Source organism: Flavobacterium pectinovorum (assembly GCF_006438875.1).
In the GTDB taxonomy this organism is placed as follows: Bacteria; Bacteroidota; Bacteroidia; order Flavobacteriales; family Flavobacteriaceae; genus Flavobacterium; species Flavobacterium pectinovorum_A.
The window spans coordinates 1-18917 of the sequence record NZ_RCZH01000021.1; the positions used below are offsets into that span (position 1 = coordinate 1).

Genomic DNA, 18917 nt, shown 5'->3' on the forward strand with positions numbered 1-18917 from the left:
TTATCAAGCATCTTTGGAATAAATCCATATTCTTTCATAAACTTAATGGCTGAGCAGTGATTGCCATAAAAACTTGTCGAAGAAACAATTGCTGTCAGGATAATTTCGCTGTCACTTACATGTCTTCTTACATCTTCCGGATGATTAATTCCTTGTAAAATATCGTCTATTAAACAAAAAATTGATATAATTTTGTCTTTACAAAGCATGGGTAAGGTTTATTGGTTCGCAAAACAAATTTACTGAACCTGTGCTTTGTTTTTTTATTACCTCTAAACTAGCAACTTGAATTAATTAACACTTTTTGATATGAAACACTTAACTATTTTAGTCTTTTTGTTTTTAATCTTGACCAGTTGCAACAAAGAGCTTTCATTTGAAAATGAAACATTTGAAAAAGAATCTACTATTCCCTGCAAAAGCGATTGTCCAAAAATTAAGATCGAAGTTCCAATTGCAAAAAATATTCCTATCGTTGCAGACAGCATCAATAAAAAGGTTTTTTCTGTAATAAAAGAAATCGTTTATTTTGGGGAAGACAAAGTAAAAGTGAATGATTATAAAACATTAACAACATCTTTTATCTCTTCTTATGAAGAGATGCATAAAAAATTTCCAACTGAAACTTTTGGATGGGAAGGAAAAATAAAAGGGAATGTCGAATTTAATTCTGATCAGATTTTAAATATAAAAATTGATCATTATACTTTTACCGGTGGCGCTCACGGCTATCAGGGTTTCCGTTCTTTATTATTTAACCCTAAAACCGGAAAAACCATTTTTAGCGATCAGATATTCAAAAATGAAAAAGAATTTAAGGCTTTCGCCGAAAAAGAATTCAGGGCAAAATATCATATTCCAACAAAAGCCAACATCAATGCAACCGGTTTGATGTTTGAAAACGACAAGTTTCAAGTACCACAGAATATTTTTTATACAGAAGATGGTTTGCTTTTATATTATAACTCTTATGAAGCAGCTTCGTATGCCGATGGTCCAAAAGAGCTTTTATTTCCTTATGAGAAAGTGAGTAAATATTTGAAATATAAATGATTGTTTTAAACACAATTCTATAAAATACCAGAATCAAAAAATAAAAACTTTTCTTACATTTTTTTTATTACATTTGGTTTTTCTTTTAATTTTTTCTTTTATGCTAACCTTCAACCATTCAGGACTATTAGTTCCTGATAATAAAATCACATCAACTATTCAACAACTAGAAAATGAGTTCGTATTAAAAATCCCTTCTATAAAAAGAAAGGAAATTTTTGAAGCTTATGTTAAATATAATCAGGATTTCAAAAAAGTATGTAATTTAGACAACCTACATCAATGGATTAACGGATCTTATGTAACGAAAAAGAACAATCCTGGAGATATTGATTTAGTTACGTTTTTAGATTACAACATTGTTTCCCAATTAGGCTCAGATTTAGATGACTTTAAATATCCTAATTCAGAAATTATTTATGGCGTTGACGCCTACATTATTGAAGTTTATCCTGAAAATCACATTAATAATTTTAGATATGTAAGTGATAAGGCATATTGGCTGGATCGATTTACAAAGACAAGAAGAATTAGAGGAAATAGGTTATCCAAAGGTTTTTTGGAAATAAAATTTTAATTTACAACAAATGAAAGATAACAAGTTATATCATATTTTAGACTTAATAGAAGAAATAGATAAAGTTGACAAAATGCTTGCCCTACATAAAGACTCAGATTCTGATTTAATGTCAAGCCAATATAAAAATCAAAAATTAAAACTAAGTAATTATTTAGTTAAAGAGCTTTTGACCAATAGCGACAATAGAACAGAAGTTATGTATATCATTAAACTTTTTATAGAGAAATTCTACAATAACGAAATGAGACATTTGCAATTTGAGGAAAATGACAACTTAAAAAAGATTGAAGACGTATTTATTGAAAATTACGCTTAATAAATTCCCCGCCAAAGCTAGGAGGCAATTCAAAAAAAATTAAAACTCTTTGAGTTAGACGCTGCTGTGAGTCTCTACGGAAAACCTTTGTCGCTTTGAATCTCCGAACCTTTGAGCCTCTAAAACAGGTATTGTTTTAGACTACTGTGGGTCTCTTCAGAAAACCTTTGTCGCTTTGAACCTCTGATCCTTTGAACCTTTTTTTCACTGAACATCATACTTCATTTTTCTCAAAATCCGCAACGCTTCTTTAAACGACAAGTAAATATTCCCAAAAGGCTTTAAAAGTAATTTTGCATCGATCAGCTTTTGTTTGGCATCATCAAAACCATTCAAATAACAAATCATAAAAGTCGATGGAAGATTTTCCAAATCTTTTAATTCACGTTCCGATAAAGGAATTCCTTTTTGGAGTTTTTGAAGCAATGCCGTATTTGCATTATAAATATGATACAACATTTTCCGATTGAATTCCGGAGGTTGGAAAAGCATTTCACGATCAATTTTGTAATAACCGTTGTCAAAAAAATGAATTGTTTGTTTCTCTAATGGATAATAACTCGTTTTATCATTTAAACCAAGCGGAACATATTCGGTTATAGTAAAACTATCGTCATCAAAAACAATCGTAACAACATCCTGAGCCGAATAAAAAAGTTTAATTTGCTCATTGATCAACTCAATATCTACACGGGATAAAAAGGTTTTATCACGGGATTTATGAGGAACACCCGCCCAGCAAATAACAAACAACTCTTTAAAAACATAATACTTAGGCGACATGTCTTTGTGGCGAAAATTCATAAAGTCGATAACGCCGTCAAGTGTATATTGAATACTGTTTCGGGAGCTATTTTCGATTCCGATTACCGTTTCTGTGTTCTGATAATTCTTCTCAATTTCACCTTCAACAGGAACCGAATTACTTCCGCGTCGCACAAAAACACTATTCGCCGGAGTTGTATGAATTCCCTTTTTGAAATAAGATATTTTGCTTTTAGGCTTAATAGTTACCAATCCCACCACTTTATCTTTTGGAAGATTCGGGAACGGTACATTTTCATATTGAATTTTAGGTGGATTCTCCAGAAAAGCATTTACAAGATTTTGAATTCGGCTATCGTCAAAAAAATCATCGCCTACAATTTCGTTATCCTGATCTTCTACTCCAACTACGATATAAGAATTATTAGTTGGATTTGAATTTGATAATGCGCAAATGTGTTTCAGGAACTTTCCTTTTCCTTCACGTGAATGCAAATTCAATTGCCTTTTTTTATCATAAAAACTGCTCTCGTCATTGTGGGCGAGTAGGTTTTTTATTAAAAGGCGCTTATTGATCATGTGAATATTGATTATTTTTTATTTCTATTTTTTATTCTCTAATTACTCAATCATACTTTGAACCTTTCTTATCAGAAGTTTTTAAGTAATTCATAAATTTAGAAATCTGATCGATTATAATTTGAGCTTTGGCATTTAATTCGAAAAATGTAATTTCATTAATATGTTTTCTATCAAAACATCTTTGCAATTGGGCTTTCGTTTCACAACATGAACCCCTTGAATAACTTAAAAAAGTTATAAATTCTTTATTACCACCCCGACCAAAACCTTCTGCAATATTATCCATTACTGAACCTGAAGAACCATTAATTTGTTCTCTCAACTTATAATCCTGACCTAATGACGTAGTCATAATTAAACTCCATACCTGATTGCATTGTTCTCGAGCGAGTTGATAAATAACCATCTCCTCAAAAGAACTATAATTTGCCATAATTAAAAAATAAAAAATAGAAATAAAAAATAATTAAACTTTCTTAACAATCGTTGCCGAAGCCTGAGCCGTTGGCAAGACAATTAAATCAGAAATATTAACATGGTATTTTCTTGAAACCACAAAATGAATAATATCCGCAATATCTTCTGCCTGCAACGCATCTAAACCTTTATATACGGATGATGCTCTATCAGAATCCCCTTTAAAGCGCACTTCGCTAAACTCGGTCTCTACCATTCCGGGATGAATTGCCCCAACTCTAATTCCGTATGGATTTAAATCCATTCGCATTCCGTTGCTTATTGCGTCAACAGCGTGTTTTGAAGCACAGTATACATTCCCATTTGGATAAACTTCTTTTGCAGCAATTGAACCAATATTAATAATATGCCCTGATTTTCTTTCGACCATCTGCGGAATTATAGCTTTCGAAACATATAAAAGTCCTTTTACATTAATATCAATCATAGCATCCCAATCGTCTACATTTCCAGTTTGAATTGGATCTAAACCATGTGCATTTCCCGCATTGTTAATTAAAACATCAATTGTAGAAAATTCTTCAGGCAAATTATGAATACTATCAAAAGCAGCATTTTTATCCCGAACATCAAAAGACAAAGAATGCACTTCTGTAAAAGCAGAAAGTTCTTTTTCCAGTTGTGCTAAACGATCGATACGTCTTCCGCAAAGAACCACTTTATAGTTATTTTGAGCCAATATTTGTGCAGTTGCTTTTCCAATTCCGCTTGTAGCACCAGTAATTAAAACTGTTTTTTTCATTTTTATTTTTATTTTTTTTTGTCACAGAGTAAAAGATAATGATTTTTTATCTCCATAATCTGCTAAATCTGCGAGAGTAATTTTTTTCACGCAGATTTAGCAAATCCCGCAGATCTTTAATCAGTGAAAATCCATTTAATCTATGGCTAATATTTTTTCACACTTTACTGAAAACTTAAAACGCGACTGTTTTTAAGGTACGTCGTCTCCCATACTTTCTGTCCAGATCGCGAACCAGTCTTCTTTGTCCATTTCTAATTCAACTGCTTTCATCAACGATTGAATTCTTGCAATATTTACCGTTCCCGCAATCGGAATTACTCCTGCAGGATGTTTTAAAATCCAGGCCAACAAAAGGGTATCTGAACCAAAACCATATTTTTGAACCAAATCAGCAAGAAGTTTTTTCAAACGACGTGTTTTTTTAGTGTCTTCTCTAAAAACTGTTCCAAGCGGATTCCATGACAACGGACGAATCTTGTGTGTTTGCATATAATCTAAACTTCCATCAGTCATTGCTTCATAATGAGTAGCCGAAAATTGTACCTGATTATAACTAACTTCTGTTTTCTGACGAATTAATTCAGTTTGAGAACTGGTAAAATTAGAAAGACCAAAATCAATAATTTTTCCTTCTGCTTTTAATTTTCCAACAGCTTCAGCAATTTCATCAGCTTGCATTAACGGACTTGGTCTATGCAATAAGAAAACATCAACATAATCTGTTTTCAGTTTTTTTAATGATTCTTCGACAGACCAAATTATATATTCTTTAGAATAATCGTAGTGCTTGATTTTGTTTTCCGGGCGTTTTTCAGCAATCATCTGAATTCCGCACTTTGTTATTAATTGTAATTTGTCACGCGAAATTTTGCTGGCTTGAAAAGCTTTTCCAAAATCAGCCTCTGTAGTGTAAGCTCCGTAAATGTCTGCGTGGTCAAAAGTGGTGATTTTGTTTTCGATACAAAGCTGTATCAGATTTTCCATTTCTTTAGTTGTAAGGTTTTTATCCCAAACTCCCCAATTCATAGTGCCCGAAATTATGGGCGATAATGCTGTTTTACTCATGGTTTTATTGCGTTATTTTTGGTAATAAATATGCTTTTCTGAAGCATAATCATCAAAGTTCTTAAAAATATAAAAATAGATTCACAATTAGTCCTTAAAATTAGGTCTTTGGTCGAAGTTTTAACCATTCTTTAACATCTTACTTCTCAAAAAATATTCAATTTGCACTCTCAAAAGTAAGGCATAAAAATCAACGTTTTAAAAAGGTTTTAAAAATATTTATATGGAAGAAAATACAACGACTTTAGACATTAGAGCGATAAATGAAAAAATTGAAAGAGAAAGTGCTTTTATAGACCTTCTTACAATGGAAATGAACAAAGTTATTGTGGGCCAGAAACATATGGTCGAGCGTTTGCTAATTGGACTTCTTGGGCAAGGGCATATTTTGCTTGAAGGTGTTCCCGGATTAGCAAAAACTTTAGCGATAAATACTTTGTCGCAAGCAGTGCAAGGTTCTTTCAGCCGTATCCAGTTTACTCCCGACTTATTACCTGCCGATGTTGTTGGAACGATGATTTACAACATCAAAGCAAACGAGTTTTCTATTAAAAAAGGACCAATCTTCGCTAATTTCGTCCTTGCCGATGAGATTAACCGTGCTCCGGCAAAGGTTCAGTCAGCACTTTTGGAGGCGATGCAGGAAAAACAAGTAACTATTGGCGACACAACTTTCAAACTTGATCGTCCGTTTTTAGTACTTGCAACTCAAAACCCTGTTGAGCAAGAAGGAACATACCAACTTCCGGAAGCACAAGTTGACCGTTTTATGCTTAAAACCGTAATTGATTATCCAAAAATTGACGAAGAGCGTTTTGTAATTCGCCAAAATTTAAAAGGATCTTACGAAAAAGTAAATGCAGTAGTTTCTGTAGAACAAATTTTACGCGCACAAGAAGCTGTTCGTGAAGTTTACATGGACGAAAAAATTGAAAAATACATTCTGGATATCATCTTTGCTACTCGTTATCCAGAGAAATATAAACTTGCAGACTTAAAACCTCTTATTAGTTTTGGAGCATCACCACGTGGAAGTATCAATTTAGCTATTGCAGCAAAATGTTACGCTTTTATCAAACGTCGTGGATATGTAATTCCAGAAGATGTTCGCGCAGTTGTACATGATGTTTTACGTCACAGAGTTGGAATAACTTATGAGGCTGAAGCCGAAAACATTACTTCTGTAGACATTATCAACAAAATCGTAAACGAGATTGAAGTACCTTAAAAATAGTTTTCAGTTTTCAGTCACAGTGAACACCTTATTAAGTAAACTGCAACTGAAAACTGCGACTGAAAACTAAAGAAATGGATACAAAAGAGCTTTTAAAAAAAGTACGGAAAATAGAAATCAAAACCAAAAGATTGAGCAATCACATCTTTTCGGGAGAATACCACTCTTCATTTAAAGGGCGCGGGATGACTTTTAGTGAAGTACGTCAATACCAATATGGCGACGACATTCGTAACATCGATTGGAATGTAACTGCACGCTACAATGAAGCCCACGTAAAAGTTTTTGAAGAAGAACGCGAATTGACCATGATGTTAATGGTAGACATTTCGGGGTCAGAAGGTTTTGGTTCAAAAAGTCAATTTAAAAAAGACATCGTCACCGAAATTGCGGCAACGATGGCTTTTTCGGCTACACAAAATAATGACAAAATTGGTTTGATATTATTCTCTGATAATGTAGAATTGTATATTCCGCCAAAAAAAGGCCGTTCACATGTTTTGCGCATCATTCGTGAATTAATCGAATTCGAACCAAAAAGCCATAAAACAGATGTTGGAGCTGCTTTAAAATTCCTTTCAGGAACTCAGAAAAAGAAAGCTATTGTTTTTGTGATTTCCGATTTTATGTCTGAAAATTATGAGCAGACTTTAAAAATCGCTTCTAAAAAACATGACATCACAGGCGTTCGTGTGTATGATATTCGTGAAGAAAAAATTCCGAATTTAGGAATGGTGACAATGCTTGATGCCGAAACCGGAAAAATTCAATTGGTTGATACGGGTTCAAAAACAGTGCGAATGAATTACGAAAAACACTATCACGACAGAGTAAATTATTTTAAAGATATTTTTAGTAAATCAGGCGCAGGTGTTGTAAACACAAGAGTCGACGAAAATTACGTGACAAAATTATTAGGTTATTTCAAGTCACGATAATATATTAAATTATTAGACTTCTTAGATTTTAAGAATATAAACATCAAAAATAAAATCTGCTTAAATCCGCGTCATCCGCGTGCCAATTAAGTATTCGTTTTAGACTAAAATCTGAAATCAAAATCAAATGAAATTAAAGTTTTACATCTTTTTATTTTTACTTTCCTCGGCTATTTTTGCACAGCAAAAACAAGTTGAGACCAGTATTGATACTACAAAAAATAAAATTGGAGCCGAATTTAAGTTAACGCTTAAAACGGTTGTCAGTTCAAAGTCGAAAGTTGTTTTTCCTAAACTAAAAACTATTGGACAACTGGAAGTAATTCAGTCGTATCCAATTGATACGGTGAAGAAAAACGATACTTATGAATTGATCAAAAAATATGGTTTAACGCAATTTGATTCCGGAAAATATACCATTCCGAGTATTAAGATTTTAATTGACAAACAGCCTTATTTATCAGATTCTATTCGTGTTGAAGTTGCCAATGTAAAAGTCGACACGTTACAACAAAAAATGTATGATATCAAAGACATTACTGCTGCTGACAGCGGAATAGGAAATTGGTGGATTTATCTTTTGATTCTTATCGTTATTCTTGCAATCGGAGCTTTTGTATATTGGTATGTCAAAAAACGCCAATTGAAAAAAATTGAAGAAGAAGTTTACAAAACGCCTATCGAAAAAGCGACAAGTTTGCTAAACAATCTGGAGCAAAAAGAATTGGTTCAAAAAGGTGAAATCAAAGAATACTACAGTGAATTAACCGATATTGCGCGTAACTATATTGAAGAAGCGATTCATATTCCGGCAATGGAAAGCACAACATCTGAATTGATTCAGGCGATCAGAACGGCTTCTACCAAAAAGAAAATGACGCTGACTCCTGAAACTGTCGAAAATTTGGAGCGTGTTTTACGTCAGGCGGATTTGGTGAAATTTGCAAAATCTAAACCTTTAGAATTTGAAATTACCGAAGACCGAAATAAAATTCAAAGAGTAATCCTTACACTTGATAATGCGATCCCAACTGAAGTTCCTGCCGAAGAAGAAGATCAATTGTTAAATGAAGCTCAGAAGCAAAAACAAATTAAGCAACAACTACTTAAAAAACGCAATAAACGTATCGCAATTGCTGTAGGAACTGTCGTATTTTTAGTATTTGCTACAACAACATTCTTTATTGTTACTAAAGGTTTCAATTATGTAAAAGACAATCTTATTGGGCATCCATCAAAAGAATTATTAGAGGGAGAATGGGTAAAAAGTGCCTACGGAAATCCTGCTGTTCTTCTTGAAACTCCAAAAGTTTTAAAACGAATGGATACTCAAAAAGTATTACCAAAAGAAACTATGGCACTTATTAAAGAGATGCAGCTTTTCGCTTACGGAAGTATGATTGACAACTTTTACGTGGCAGTTTCAACTAGTAAATTTAAAAATCCTGTAGAGCTTGATTTAGCAAAAGCTTTAGAGGGATCTTTAAAAGTAATTGAATCTCAGGGCGGACAAAATATTATTGTAAAACAAGAAGATTTTCAAACCAATCAGGGTATTCAGGGATTAAAAGGATATGGAACAATGACAATCCTAAATCCGGTTGACAAAACAAGTTCAAAAGCATATTATGAAATTTTGCTTTTCAAACAAGATCAGGGATTACAGCAAATCGTGATTTTACATCAGGAAGGCGATACCTATGCGAATGATATTACAGCACGCATTTTAAATTCTGTTGAACTTCAAAAAGCGAGCAACTAATGGATAAAATAACTTTTTTAAACCCACAATTTTTTTGGTTGTTTCTATTGATTCCAATTACGATCGCTTGGTTCTTTTGGAAACGAAATCAGCAATCACCTACTTTAAAGATGAGTTCGACACAAGGTTTCAAAAATAGCGAATCGCTATTAACGAAATTAAAACCTTGTTTATATGTTTTTAGAATTATTGCCTTATGTTCTTTAATTATTGCTTTAGCAAGACCCAGAACAGTTGATATAAGCAGTCAGACAAAAACCACGAAAGGAATTGATATTGTTCTTGCAATTGACGTGTCAGGAAGTATGCTGGCAAAAGATTTAAAGCCAAACCGTATGGAAGCTTTAAAAAGAGTAGCCGCAGATTTTGTTGGAGAAAGACCAAATGACAGAGTTGGATTGGTTTTATACGCTTCTGAAGCTTATACAAAAACTCCGGTAACAAGTGACAAAGCGATTATCCTCGAAGCGATAAAAGGAATTAAATATGATACGGCTTTACAAGACGGAACCGGAATTGGGATGGGATTGGCAACTGCCGTAAACCGTCTTAAAGACAGTAAAGCAAAAAGTAGAGTGGTCATTTTAATGACCGATGGTGTTAATAATGCCGGTTTTATCGAGCCGGAAACGGCATCAGACATTGCGAAACAATACGGAATAAAAGTTTATACAATTGGGATTGGTACCAACGGAATGGCAGAATCTCCATATGCTTATGCACCAAATGGAGGATTTTTATATAAAATGCAAAAGGTTGAAATCGACGAACAATTAATGAAAAGTATTGCCCGTAAAACTGATGGAACTTATTTTAGAGCAACAAGTAATGATAGATTAGCTGAAATATACAACGCAATTAATAAATTAGAAACTACTGAAATCCAGGAATTAAAATTCTATGATTACGACGAAAAATACAGGGGTTTTGTTTTATTAGCAGCCTTTTTATTATTGTTGGAAGTAGGTTTAAGAAATACGGTTTACAGAAGCTTTATTTAAAATATTTTAGTCGCAGTCACAGTTTTACAGTTTACAGCTGAAAACCGAGACTGAAAACTGCGACTGAGAACTAGAATTAAAAAATGGAATTAGACGAAAAAAAATATTTATATCTTTTGTTATTACTCCCAATTGTGGTGTGTATTTTCCTTTTCAATATGTATTGGAAAAGAAAAAAACAACGCGAATTTGGTGATCTCGAAATGGTAAAAAGACTGAGCCCTGAGCGATCTGTTTTTAAACCTGTATTAAAATTATCGGTGATACTTTTGGCACTTGCCTGTTTAATTATCGGATTGGTAAATCCGAAGATTGGAACAAAAATGGAAACTGTAAAACGTGAAGGTATCGACATTGTTTTTGCCGTTGACGTTTCTAAAAGTATGCTTGCCGAAGATGTTGCACCAAGTCGTTTAGAAAAAAGTAAACAACTGGTTTCGCAGATCATCAATAACTTAGGAAATGACAGAATTGGAATTGTAGCTTACGCAGGAAGTGCTTTCCCGGTTTTGCCAATTACTTCTGATTATAATGTTGCCAAAATGTTCCTGCAAAGTATGACGCCGGATATGGTTTCGTCACAAGGAACTTCACTTGATGAAGCAATCAGATTATCATCGACTTATTTTGACGAAAAAAGTAAAACAAGTAAACTCTTGATTCTGATTTCTGATGGAGAAGATCATTCTGAAGGTGCTTCGGCTGCTGCAGAAGAAGCCAATAAAATGGGAATGAAAATCATTACAATTGGTGTTGGAACAGAAAAAGGAGGTACAATTCCGTTAAAAGAAAATGGTGTTGTAAAAAGCTTCCAACAAGATCAAAACGGACAAACTGTTATCACAAAACTAAATCAGGAAGGTTTGAAAACCATTGCAAAAGCTACAAAAGGCGGTTATGTATATGGCGGAAATACAAAAGAGGTTTTAGAATATATCAAAAACGCTTTAAACAACATTCAGAAAACAGAATTTGAAGCTACTCAAATGGCCGATTTTCAAGCGCAATTTCAATGGTTCATTGGCTTTGCTTTCTTATTATTGTTTGTTGATATTTTCCTTTTAGAAAGAAAAACAAATTGGATAAAAGAGTTGAATTTATTTAACGAAAAGAAATAATTGTTTCCCTTAAGATTTGAAACAAAACATAAAAAAATTAGAATGAAAAATTTACTTCTTTATATTTTACTAACGTTTTCTTTAGCAGTTTCGGCTCAGGAAAAGGATAAAACATTGCCTGATGCCAATGAAGAATATAAGCAGAATAAATTTGTTGATGCTGAAGCTAATTATAGAATTTCGGAATCAAAATTTCCAAAGCGCGCAATTGCTCCTTACAATTTAGGAAACACTATTTATAAACAAAATCAGATTTCGGAAGCTAAATTTGCTTACGCGAAAGCCATAAAAAATGCCAAAACAAGACCTGAAAAACACAAAGCATTCCACAACTTAGGAAATGTTTTGATGAAAGAGAAAGATTATACCCAAGCGGTTGAGGCCTACAAAGAAGCTTTGCGCAATGATCCAACAGATGAGGAAACGCGTTACAATTATGCTTTGGCAAAACAAAAATTAAAAGAAAATCCTCCGAAAAACGATAAAAACAAGGACAAAAATAAAGATAAGGACAAGGATAAAAATAAAGATAAAGACAAGGACAAAGATAAAAATAAAGACAAGGATAAAGATAAAAAAGACGACAAGGGCGACAAAGACAAGGATAAAAAAGATGGTAAAAACGATCCGAAGAAAGATGACAAATCAGACAATAAAGGAGAGCCAAAACCACAGCCTGGCGGAATATCTAAAGAACGAGTTCAGAATTTATTAGATGCCGTAAACAACGAAGAGAAGAAAGTTCAGGATAAAGTAAACGCTCAAAAAGTAAAAGGAAGTCCTAAAAAAACCGAAAAAGACTGGTAAAATAAGGCTGAATTGTTTAATCGCTAATTTATTGATTTGAATCATCTTAGAACCAATTAAACAATATTTCACCGATTAAACGGTTAAACTAAAAAACAATTAAACAGTTAAACAAAAACTGAAAATAATTTAATGAAAAGATATTTAATTTTATTACTATTCACTTTTCAAGGGCTTTTGGCTCAAGTTCAATTTGAAGCCAGAGTAAGCAAAAACACGCTCGGACTGAACGAAAGATTACGTGTTGACTTTATGATGAATGTTGATGGAGACAACTTTGATCAGCCTTCATTTGAAGGTTTTAGAATCGTAGGCGGCCCAAGTCAGCAAGTAAGTCAATCGTGGGTAAACGGAAGAAGTTCTTTTCAGAAAATATATTCTTATATTTTACAGCCCAATCAAAAAGGAACAGTTTATATCAAGCAGGCGGCTATTGAATACAACGGTCAGATTTACAAGACATCGCCTATAAAAATCGTTGTTACAAATGCCGTTGCACAAGAAAGAGATCCAAACGATCCTAGACCACAAGGATCTTCTAATGGAGACGAAATGCTAAATCTTGTAGCCGAAATTTCAAAAACAAGTCCATATGTAAATGAGCCTATTACAGTAGTTTACAAACTGTATTTCAACAATATCAATGTTAATGGCTTTAAAGAATTGGCTAAGCCAAAATATAACGACTTCTGGAATCAGAATATCGATATCAAACAATTGTCCCTTGAGCAAGGAACTTATCAAGGAGAAAAATGTTATTATGTAATCCTGAAAAAGACCATTCTGTATCCTCAAAAATCAGGCAGACTTACTATTGAACCACTTTCGCTGGAAATTGGCGTACAAATGCCAACAAATCGTCGGGACATGTTTGGTCAAATGATTCTTACTGATGGAAGCAAAGTTGTTTCTGCCGGAGCAAAAACCATTAATATAAGACCTCTTCCTGAAGCTACGAAACCGGAAGGTTTTAGCGGAGCGGTTGGTAAATTTGATTTTACGGTAACACCTTCTAAAACCTCTTTAAAAAGCGGAGAAAGTCTTGACTTAATCGTTAGTGCCTCAGGAAACGGAAACATGAAATTGTTTACACTACCAAAACCTGTTGTTCCTAATGCACTGGAAATGTATGATCCGGTTCATGACGAAAAAGTGACAACTTCACTGTCTGGAATGTCAGGAAAAATAACTGATAAATACACCATTATTCCGCAATATAAAGGGAAATATGCTATAAAACCTATGGTATTCTCTTATTTTGATTTGAATACAGGTTCTTATAAAACCATAACTTCAAAAGAAATTATGGTCGATGTTCTTGACGGACCAATGCAAGCTGAAGCAAATGCAACAGCTGCTAAAAACGTGATTTCGAAAACAGAGCAATTCAAATATATCAAATCAAAAACAACATTAGTTGCCATTGCCAGAAATGATTTTTATGGTTCTGATTTGTATTATACTTTGTTGTTCTTACCATTTATAATTTTACCAATTATTGTTCTGGCTAAGAAAAGAAAAGAAGCAATTGATGGCGATGTTACCGGAAACCGTATTAGAATGAATAATAAACTGGCGAAGAAATATTTATCTGAAGCCAAGAAACAAATCAACAACAAAGAGCCATTTTATATCGCTTTGGAAAAAGCAATGCACAATTTCCTGAAAGCAAAATTGCATATTGAAACTTCAGAAATGAGCAAAGACAATATTCGCGAATTGCTGTTATCAAGAAATTCAAATCCGGAAACAGTTCAGAATTTTATTAATCTGACAGAAAACTGTGAGTTTGCAAGATATGCTCCGGCATCAAGCGCTTCAATTCAACAGGATTACGAAAAAGCAGTTCTGATTATCTCTGAATTGGAGAAACAGATTGTTTAAATTTAACTTTAATAGCAAACCTAACAGTCCCGAAGCCTCGGGATTAAAACCTGTTAGGTTTAAAGAAAATAAAATGAAAAATATAGTATATCTTTTTTTATTAATCACACAGATTTTCTTTGCTCAAAGCAGCTTTGAAAGAGGAAATACATTGTACCAAAAGGCGCAATATCAGCAAGCTGTAGATGTTTATGAAAGTATTATTAAAGAAGACAAACAACAATCTGCAGAGTTGTATTTTAACTTGGCAAACAGTTATTATAAATTAAATAAAGTAGCGCCTTCGATCTACAATTACGAGAAAGCATTGGTTCTTAAACCTCACGATCCGGATGTTTTGAACAATTTAAAATTTGCCAAAAAACTAACAATCGACGAAATTAAAGAAGTTCCGAAAGTAGGTTTTGCAAAACTGATTCAGAACTTTACCGGTATTTTTAATTATAATGTCTGGGCAAAAATCGCTGTGGGAATTGCATTTCTATTTCTATTGGCTTTTATTGGTTATTACTTTTCACAGCTTACACTTACCAAAAGAATCTATTTCATTGGGATGTTTGTTCTTTTGGTTGCTTTGTTATTAAGTGTTTTTGCCGGAATGTCTGAGAAAAATCATTTTGATAACGATCGTCCAGCAATTGTTTTTTCAGAATTAAGCGAAGTTAGAAGCGAACCTCAAAAAGCCGGAGCAGCCATTTTCTTATTGCATGAAGGTGCAAAAGTCTACGTTATGGAAACTCTTGGAAGATGGACAAAAATCGAATTAACGGATGGCACCGAAGGTTGGATTGATGGTACTACAATTAAAGAAGTAAAGTAAATTTAATTTTTCACCATATAAGTGATATAAGTAATTATAAGTTGTGTGCATACTTACACTAAAGTAAATTTATATCACACTTATGATTTTACCGCAAAGCTCGCAAGGTATTTACGCAAAGTTCACAAAGCTGAATCAACACATCCCGTCCCGAAGTTTCGGGATCGGGATTGTGAACTTTGTGTTTTCTGAGCATTCCAATAAACAAAAACCTTTGTGAACTTTGCGGTAAAAAAACATCCTGTGTAGAAAAAACATCCAGTTTTATATGTCCTTATATAACTTATATAGTAGAAATCTAAAATCTATAAACCTTCTCAGGCGTCACACAGTAATCTAATTTTACATCTGATTCGAAGACATCGTCAATTTGATTTACTGATTCAAAGAAAGAAAGACCAATTTTAATAGTTTCGGGTTTACAACCAGCCAAAAACTTATCATAAAACCCTTTTCCATAACCAATACGATTGCCTAAAACATCAAAAGCTAAAAGCGGTACAAAAACCACCTCAATAGTTTCTGCAGGAACAGACAAACCATTTACCGGCTCCGGAATATTATATTCGTTTTTCTTAATTTTAGTATTATCTGTTAATAAAAAGTGAGACATAATGCGCGTTTCAAAATCACTTTTCGAAATCACAATTTCTTTATCTTTTCCGGAAAGCAAATGCAGAATATATTCGGTGTTAACCTCTTTTTGTTCTTCGATAGGAAGAAAAACATGATAATACGTTTTATCCCAAATGGGCAAACTGATTAAATTATTGGCTATAGCCAAACTCTTTTCTTCGAGATCATTTTCAGAAAGTTGTTTGCGAAGATTTTTATAATGTAATCGTAATTCTTTTTTATTCGTCGGCATTTTCAGGGCTATTTTTAGACATATGATAAATCGCATCGCCTTCGTACACAATTGGCGAATGATTAGCGTTGATTACAAATCCGTCGTGAGGTGCTTTTACTTTTTGTTCAAATTTACCAAACGGATCTGTTATAATTGCCAAAATAGTTCCTTTGGTCACAAAGCGTCCAATTTTGTTGTAATCATGCAATAAACCGGAACATTTCGCGCGCAGCCAAACCGAGTTTTTGATATATATCGAAGGATCTTCTGCTTTTTCAACGATATGTTTTGGATCAAGCATTTTTAGATAATCCAATAAACGCTTTACTCCCATTACACCTTCATTGGCAACCAAATCATTAATATCCAAAGATTTTCCACCCTCAAAAAGAAGCATTTTTACATTGGCTTTTTCACAGGTATTTCTAAAAGAGCCGCTAATATTTTTGGAATAAAGTGTAAAAGGCGCATTAAAAACATCTGCCAGAAGTTTCAATTCGGGATTATTCTCTGTTATTCTTATTTGCGGCGCATTAAAACGGCTTGCTCCACCGGCGTGAAAATCGACAGCATAATCAATAATTGGTAAAACCTGCGCTACGATATGAAAAGCAAATCTACTTGCCAAAGAACCTTTTTTGCTTCCCGGAAAAACACGATTTAAATCTCTTCCGTCCGGAAACTCGCGCGATTTATTTACGAAACCGTACATATTGATAATCGGAATACAAATAATAGTTCCTCTTGCAGGACGGTTAATTTTTTTACTGATGATCTGACGAACGATTTCGACACCATTAATTTCATCACCATGAATTCCTGCGGAGAACAAAACTACCGGGCCTTCAAATTTTGAGCGGCGCACGATAACCGGAATATTAAGTTTTGTAGTAGTATGTAAACGAGCAATTTCGACATTTATCGTTTTGCTTTCTCCGGGCAAAATCGCTTCGTCAAAAATAACCAGGGGCGTATTATTTTTCATATAGAATTATAAAATCTAAATATAGAAATTATTCTTTTGATTTCGTAAATTTGAATCTAAATCAATGTTAAGCTTTTTACAGAAATCGGAATGGTTTTTGAAAAAGCATATCAGTTATCTTCAGAAACAAAACAGAATGCAAAATCCGTCCTTAGTTCTTCAAATCCAAACCTTGCCGGACAATCCAGGCGTGTATCAATATTACGATAAAGAAGGGAAGATCTTATATGTTGGAAAAGCCAAAAATCTAAAAAAAAGAGTTTCCTCTTATTTCAATAAAATCCACGATACTGCCAAAACAAATGTTCTGGTAAAAAAAATTGTAACCATAAAACACATCGTCGTTCCTACCGAAACCGATGCATTATTATTAGAAAATAATTTAATCAAAACGCTACAACCGCGATATAATGTATTGTTGCGTGATGACAAAAGTTATCCTTGGCTTTGTATAAAAAAAGAACCATTTTCCAGAATATTTTCGACCCGAAGAATGGTCAAAGACGGTTCAGAATATTTTGGACCTTATACCAGTTTCAAAACCGTACATACAATTCTGGATTTAATCAAAGAATTGTATCCGTTGCGAACCTGCAATTATGATCTCAGCAAATCAAATATAAATTCCGGAAAATTCAAAGTTTGCCTCGAATATCATATTGGCAATTGCAAAGGACCGTGCGAAGGCTTGGAATCTCTGGAAGATTATCAAAAACAAGTCGATGCTATTCGCGAAATTCTGAAAGGAAATTTCAAAGAAAGCATGAAAGATTTTAAGCGATTGATGACGCAATATGCACAGGATTTACGTTTTGAAGAAGCACAAAAAATAAAAGAAAAAATTGAAGTTCTAGAGAATTATCAATCGCGATCTACGATAGTAAATCCGAAGATTACCAATATTGATGTTTTCTCAATCGTATCTGACGAAAGTGCGGCTTATGTCAACTTTCTGCAAATATCACACGGATCAATTATTCGTTCGCATACTTTAGAAATAAAGAAAAAACTGGACGAAAGTGATGAAGAATTATTAGAACTGGCAATTATCGAACTTCGCGAACGCTTTCAATTATTATCAAAAGAAATCATAGTTCCGTTTGAAATTAATTTGGGCGAAAACATCAAAACAACCGTTCCGCAACTTGGGGACAAAAAACAGATATTAGATTTATCGATTCGAAATGCAAAATTCTACCGAATCGAACAATTGAAACAATTGCAAATTGTAGATCCTGATCGACACACCAATCGCATCATGGCACAAATGCAAAAAGATTTACGCTTACCAACAGAACCCCGACATATCGAATGTTTTGATAACTCGAACATTCAGGGAACAAATCCGGTTGCAGCTTGTGTAGTTTTTAAAGACGGAAAAGCAAGTAAAAAAGATTATCGCCATTTTAATGTAAAAACTGTCGAAGGTCCTGACGATTTTGCTTCGATGACCGAGATTGTCTATCGCCGTTACAAAAGATTATTAGACGAAAAAGAACCTTTGCCACAATTGATAATTATTGACGGTGGAAAAGGACAATTATCAGCCGCTTTAAAAAGTATCGATGAGTTAGGCTTACGCGGAAAAATTGCTATTATCGGGATTGCAAAACGCCTCGAAGAACTTTTTTATCCCGGAGATTCAATTCCGTTATATCTCGATAAAAAATCCGAAACATTAAAAGTAATTCAGCAATTACGAAATGAAGCGCATCGTTTTGGAATCACTTTTCATCGCGACAAACGAAGCAAAGCTGCACTGAACTCATCAGTAGAAAGTATTCCGGGAATTGGAGAAAAAACCATGCTAACGTTAATACAACATTTCAAAAGTGTTAAAAGATTGAAACTAGCATCCGAAAAAGAAATTTCAGATGTCATTGGAGTATCAAAAGCCAAAAAAATTGTCGACTTTTACAAAACCAACTAGCTATT

Annotated in this window: 18 protein-coding genes and 1 pseudogene; 12 read left to right on the forward strand and 7 right to left on the reverse strand. The window is 33.6% G+C overall.

Annotation, left to right across the window (positions count from 1 at the left end):
* Window positions 1–209, reverse strand: a pseudogene (locus EAH81_RS23425) (IS982 family transposase); the annotation flags it as partial.
* A 100-nt stretch (window positions 210–309) separates the two neighbouring features.
* Here EAH81_RS23425 and EAH81_RS23430 point away from each other — a divergent pair.
* From EAH81_RS23430 to EAH81_RS23440, 3 genes are all read left to right on the forward strand, one after another.
* Complete coding sequence (locus tag EAH81_RS23430; protein ID WP_140511432.1) at window positions 310–1053, forward strand: DUF3298 and DUF4163 domain-containing protein; 744 nt, start codon at window positions 310–312, stop codon at window positions 1051–1053.
* A gap of 100 nt (window positions 1054–1153) precedes the next feature.
* A complete protein-coding gene (locus EAH81_RS23435; protein ID WP_140511433.1) occupies window positions 1154–1630 on the forward strand; it encodes a DUF6932 family protein in 477 nt (158 codons plus the stop codon).
* 10 nt (window positions 1631–1640) lie between these two features.
* The gene (locus EAH81_RS23440) at window positions 1641–1949 is read left to right on the forward strand and encodes a hypothetical protein (protein ID WP_140511434.1); all 309 of its coding nucleotides are present in this window, start codon (window positions 1641–1643) and stop codon (window positions 1947–1949) included.
* A gap of 204 nt (window positions 1950–2153) precedes the next feature.
* Here EAH81_RS23440 and EAH81_RS23445 read toward each other — a convergent pair whose 3' ends face one another.
* The 4 genes from EAH81_RS23445 to EAH81_RS23460 form a co-directional block, all read right to left on the reverse strand.
* Complete coding sequence (locus EAH81_RS23445) at window positions 2154–3293, reverse strand: ATP-binding protein (RefSeq protein ID WP_140511435.1); 1140 nt, start codon at window positions 3291–3293, stop codon at window positions 2154–2156.
* Window positions 3294–3339: 46 nt separating this feature from the next.
* Window positions 3340–3729, reverse strand: coding sequence for a four helix bundle protein (locus EAH81_RS23450; protein WP_140511436.1), 390 nt, complete (start codon window positions 3727–3729; stop codon window positions 3340–3342).
* 33 nt (window positions 3730–3762) lie between these two features.
* Window positions 3763–4515, reverse strand: a complete 753-nt coding sequence (locus EAH81_RS23455) for an SDR family NAD(P)-dependent oxidoreductase (protein ID WP_140511437.1) — start codon at window positions 4513–4515, stop codon at window positions 3763–3765.
* Between the two features lie 192 nt (window positions 4516–4707).
* On the reverse strand, window positions 4708–5583 hold the full coding sequence (locus tag EAH81_RS23460; protein WP_140511438.1) for an aldo/keto reductase family oxidoreductase: 876 nt from the start codon (window positions 5581–5583) through the stop codon (window positions 4708–4710).
* A gap of 223 nt (window positions 5584–5806) precedes the next feature.
* Here EAH81_RS23460 and EAH81_RS23465 point away from each other — a divergent pair, with 223 nt between their 5' ends.
* The 8 genes from EAH81_RS23465 to EAH81_RS23500 all read left to right on the forward strand — a co-directional run bounded on the left by EAH81_RS23465 (window position 5807) and on the right by EAH81_RS23500 (window position 15147).
* Entirely contained in the window at window positions 5807–6811 is a 1005-nt protein-coding gene (locus EAH81_RS23465; protein ID WP_140511439.1) for an AAA family ATPase, read from the forward strand.
* Between the two features lie 80 nt (window positions 6812–6891).
* Window positions 6892–7755, forward strand: a complete 864-nt coding sequence (locus EAH81_RS23470; RefSeq protein ID WP_140511440.1) for a DUF58 domain-containing protein — start codon at window positions 6892–6894, stop codon at window positions 7753–7755.
* 127 nt (window positions 7756–7882) lie between these two features.
* The gene (locus EAH81_RS23475) at window positions 7883–9517 is read left to right on the forward strand and encodes a protein BatD (protein WP_140511441.1); all 1635 of its coding nucleotides are present in this window, start codon (window positions 7883–7885) and stop codon (window positions 9515–9517) included.
* Window positions 9517–10518 (forward strand): vWA domain-containing protein, encoded by a 1002-nt coding sequence (locus tag EAH81_RS23480; protein WP_140511442.1) that lies wholly within the window; start codon window positions 9517–9519, stop codon window positions 10516–10518. The genes EAH81_RS23475 and EAH81_RS23480 overlap by 1 nt, the downstream gene beginning before the upstream one ends.
* A gap of 83 nt (window positions 10519–10601) precedes the next feature.
* Complete coding sequence (locus EAH81_RS23485) at window positions 10602–11636, forward strand: vWA domain-containing protein (RefSeq protein WP_140511443.1); 1035 nt, start codon at window positions 10602–10604, stop codon at window positions 11634–11636.
* Window positions 11637–11678: 42 nt separating this feature from the next.
* Window positions 11679–12443, forward strand: a complete 765-nt coding sequence (locus EAH81_RS23490) for a tetratricopeptide repeat protein (protein WP_140511444.1) — start codon at window positions 11679–11681, stop codon at window positions 12441–12443.
* Window positions 12444–12575: 132 nt separating this feature from the next.
* A complete protein-coding gene (locus EAH81_RS23495) occupies window positions 12576–14327 on the forward strand; it encodes a BatD family protein (protein ID WP_140511445.1) in 1752 nt (583 codons plus the stop codon).
* 73 nt (window positions 14328–14400) lie between these two features.
* Complete coding sequence (locus tag EAH81_RS23500; RefSeq protein ID WP_140511446.1) at window positions 14401–15147, forward strand: tetratricopeptide repeat protein; 747 nt, start codon at window positions 14401–14403, stop codon at window positions 15145–15147.
* 298 nt (window positions 15148–15445) lie between these two features.
* On the opposite strand, the gene EAH81_RS23505 is transcribed toward EAH81_RS23500, so the two are convergent.
* The gene (locus tag EAH81_RS23505; protein WP_140511447.1) at window positions 15446–16015 is read right to left on the reverse strand and encodes a 5-formyltetrahydrofolate cyclo-ligase; all 570 of its coding nucleotides are present in this window, start codon (window positions 16013–16015) and stop codon (window positions 15446–15448) included.
* Window positions 16002–16982 carry a succinylglutamate desuccinylase/aspartoacylase family protein gene (locus EAH81_RS23510; protein WP_140511448.1) on the reverse strand — a complete coding sequence of 327 codons (981 nt, stop codon included), beginning with the start codon at window positions 16980–16982 and terminating at the stop codon, window positions 16002–16004. Before EAH81_RS23510 ends, EAH81_RS23505 begins: the two co-directional genes overlap by 14 nt.
* Window positions 16983–17118: 136 nt before the next feature.
* Here EAH81_RS23510 and uvrC point away from each other — a divergent pair, with 136 nt between their 5' ends.
* On the forward strand, window positions 17119–18912 hold the full coding sequence (gene uvrC, locus EAH81_RS23515; RefSeq protein WP_140511523.1) for an excinuclease ABC subunit UvrC: 1794 nt from the start codon (window positions 17119–17121) through the stop codon (window positions 18910–18912).
* Window positions 18913–18917: the final 5 nt, after the last annotated feature.

Bases quoted from the DNA above. Each gene is read 5' to 3' on its own strand.
- uvrC (WP_140511523.1), top strand. From the start codon at position 17,119: ATGCAAAATCCGTCCTTAGTTCTTCAAATCCAAACCTTGCCGGACAAT.
- EAH81_RS23455 (WP_140511437.1), bottom strand. From the start codon at position 4,515: ATGAAAAAAACAGTTTTAATTACTGGTGCTACAAGCGGAATTGGAAAA.
- EAH81_RS23505 (WP_140511447.1), bottom strand. From the start codon at position 16,015: ATGCCGACGAATAAAAAAGAATTACGATTACATTATAAAAATCTTCGC.
- EAH81_RS23450 (WP_140511436.1), bottom strand. From the start codon at position 3,729: ATGGCAAATTATAGTTCTTTTGAGGAGATGGTTATTTATCAACTCGCT.
- EAH81_RS23500 (WP_140511446.1), top strand. From the start codon at position 14,401: ATGAAAAATATAGTATATCTTTTTTTATTAATCACACAGATTTTCTTT.
- EAH81_RS23440 (WP_140511434.1), top strand. From the start codon at position 1,641: ATGAAAGATAACAAGTTATATCATATTTTAGACTTAATAGAAGAAATA.
- EAH81_RS23485 (WP_140511443.1), top strand. From the start codon at position 10,602: ATGGAATTAGACGAAAAAAAATATTTATATCTTTTGTTATTACTCCCA.
- EAH81_RS23460 (WP_140511438.1), bottom strand. From the start codon at position 5,583: ATGAGTAAAACAGCATTATCGCCCATAATTTCGGGCACTATGAATTGG.
- EAH81_RS23435 (WP_140511433.1), top strand. From the start codon at position 1,154: ATGCTAACCTTCAACCATTCAGGACTATTAGTTCCTGATAATAAAATC.
- EAH81_RS23510 (WP_140511448.1), bottom strand. From the start codon at position 16,982: ATGAAAAATAATACGCCCCTGGTTATTTTTGACGAAGCGATTTTGCCC.
- EAH81_RS23490 (WP_140511444.1), top strand. From the start codon at position 11,679: ATGAAAAATTTACTTCTTTATATTTTACTAACGTTTTCTTTAGCAGTT.
- EAH81_RS23480 (WP_140511442.1), top strand. From the start codon at position 9,517: ATGGATAAAATAACTTTTTTAAACCCACAATTTTTTTGGTTGTTTCTA.
- EAH81_RS23495 (WP_140511445.1), top strand. From the start codon at position 12,576: ATGAAAAGATATTTAATTTTATTACTATTCACTTTTCAAGGGCTTTTG.
- EAH81_RS23430 (WP_140511432.1), top strand. From the start codon at position 310: ATGAAACACTTAACTATTTTAGTCTTTTTGTTTTTAATCTTGACCAGT.
- EAH81_RS23470 (WP_140511440.1), top strand. From the start codon at position 6,892: ATGGATACAAAAGAGCTTTTAAAAAAAGTACGGAAAATAGAAATCAAA.
- EAH81_RS23475 (WP_140511441.1), top strand. From the start codon at position 7,883: ATGAAATTAAAGTTTTACATCTTTTTATTTTTACTTTCCTCGGCTATT.
- EAH81_RS23445 (WP_140511435.1), bottom strand. From the start codon at position 3,293: ATGATCAATAAGCGCCTTTTAATAAAAAACCTACTCGCCCACAATGAC.
- EAH81_RS23465 (WP_140511439.1), top strand. From the start codon at position 5,807: ATGGAAGAAAATACAACGACTTTAGACATTAGAGCGATAAATGAAAAA.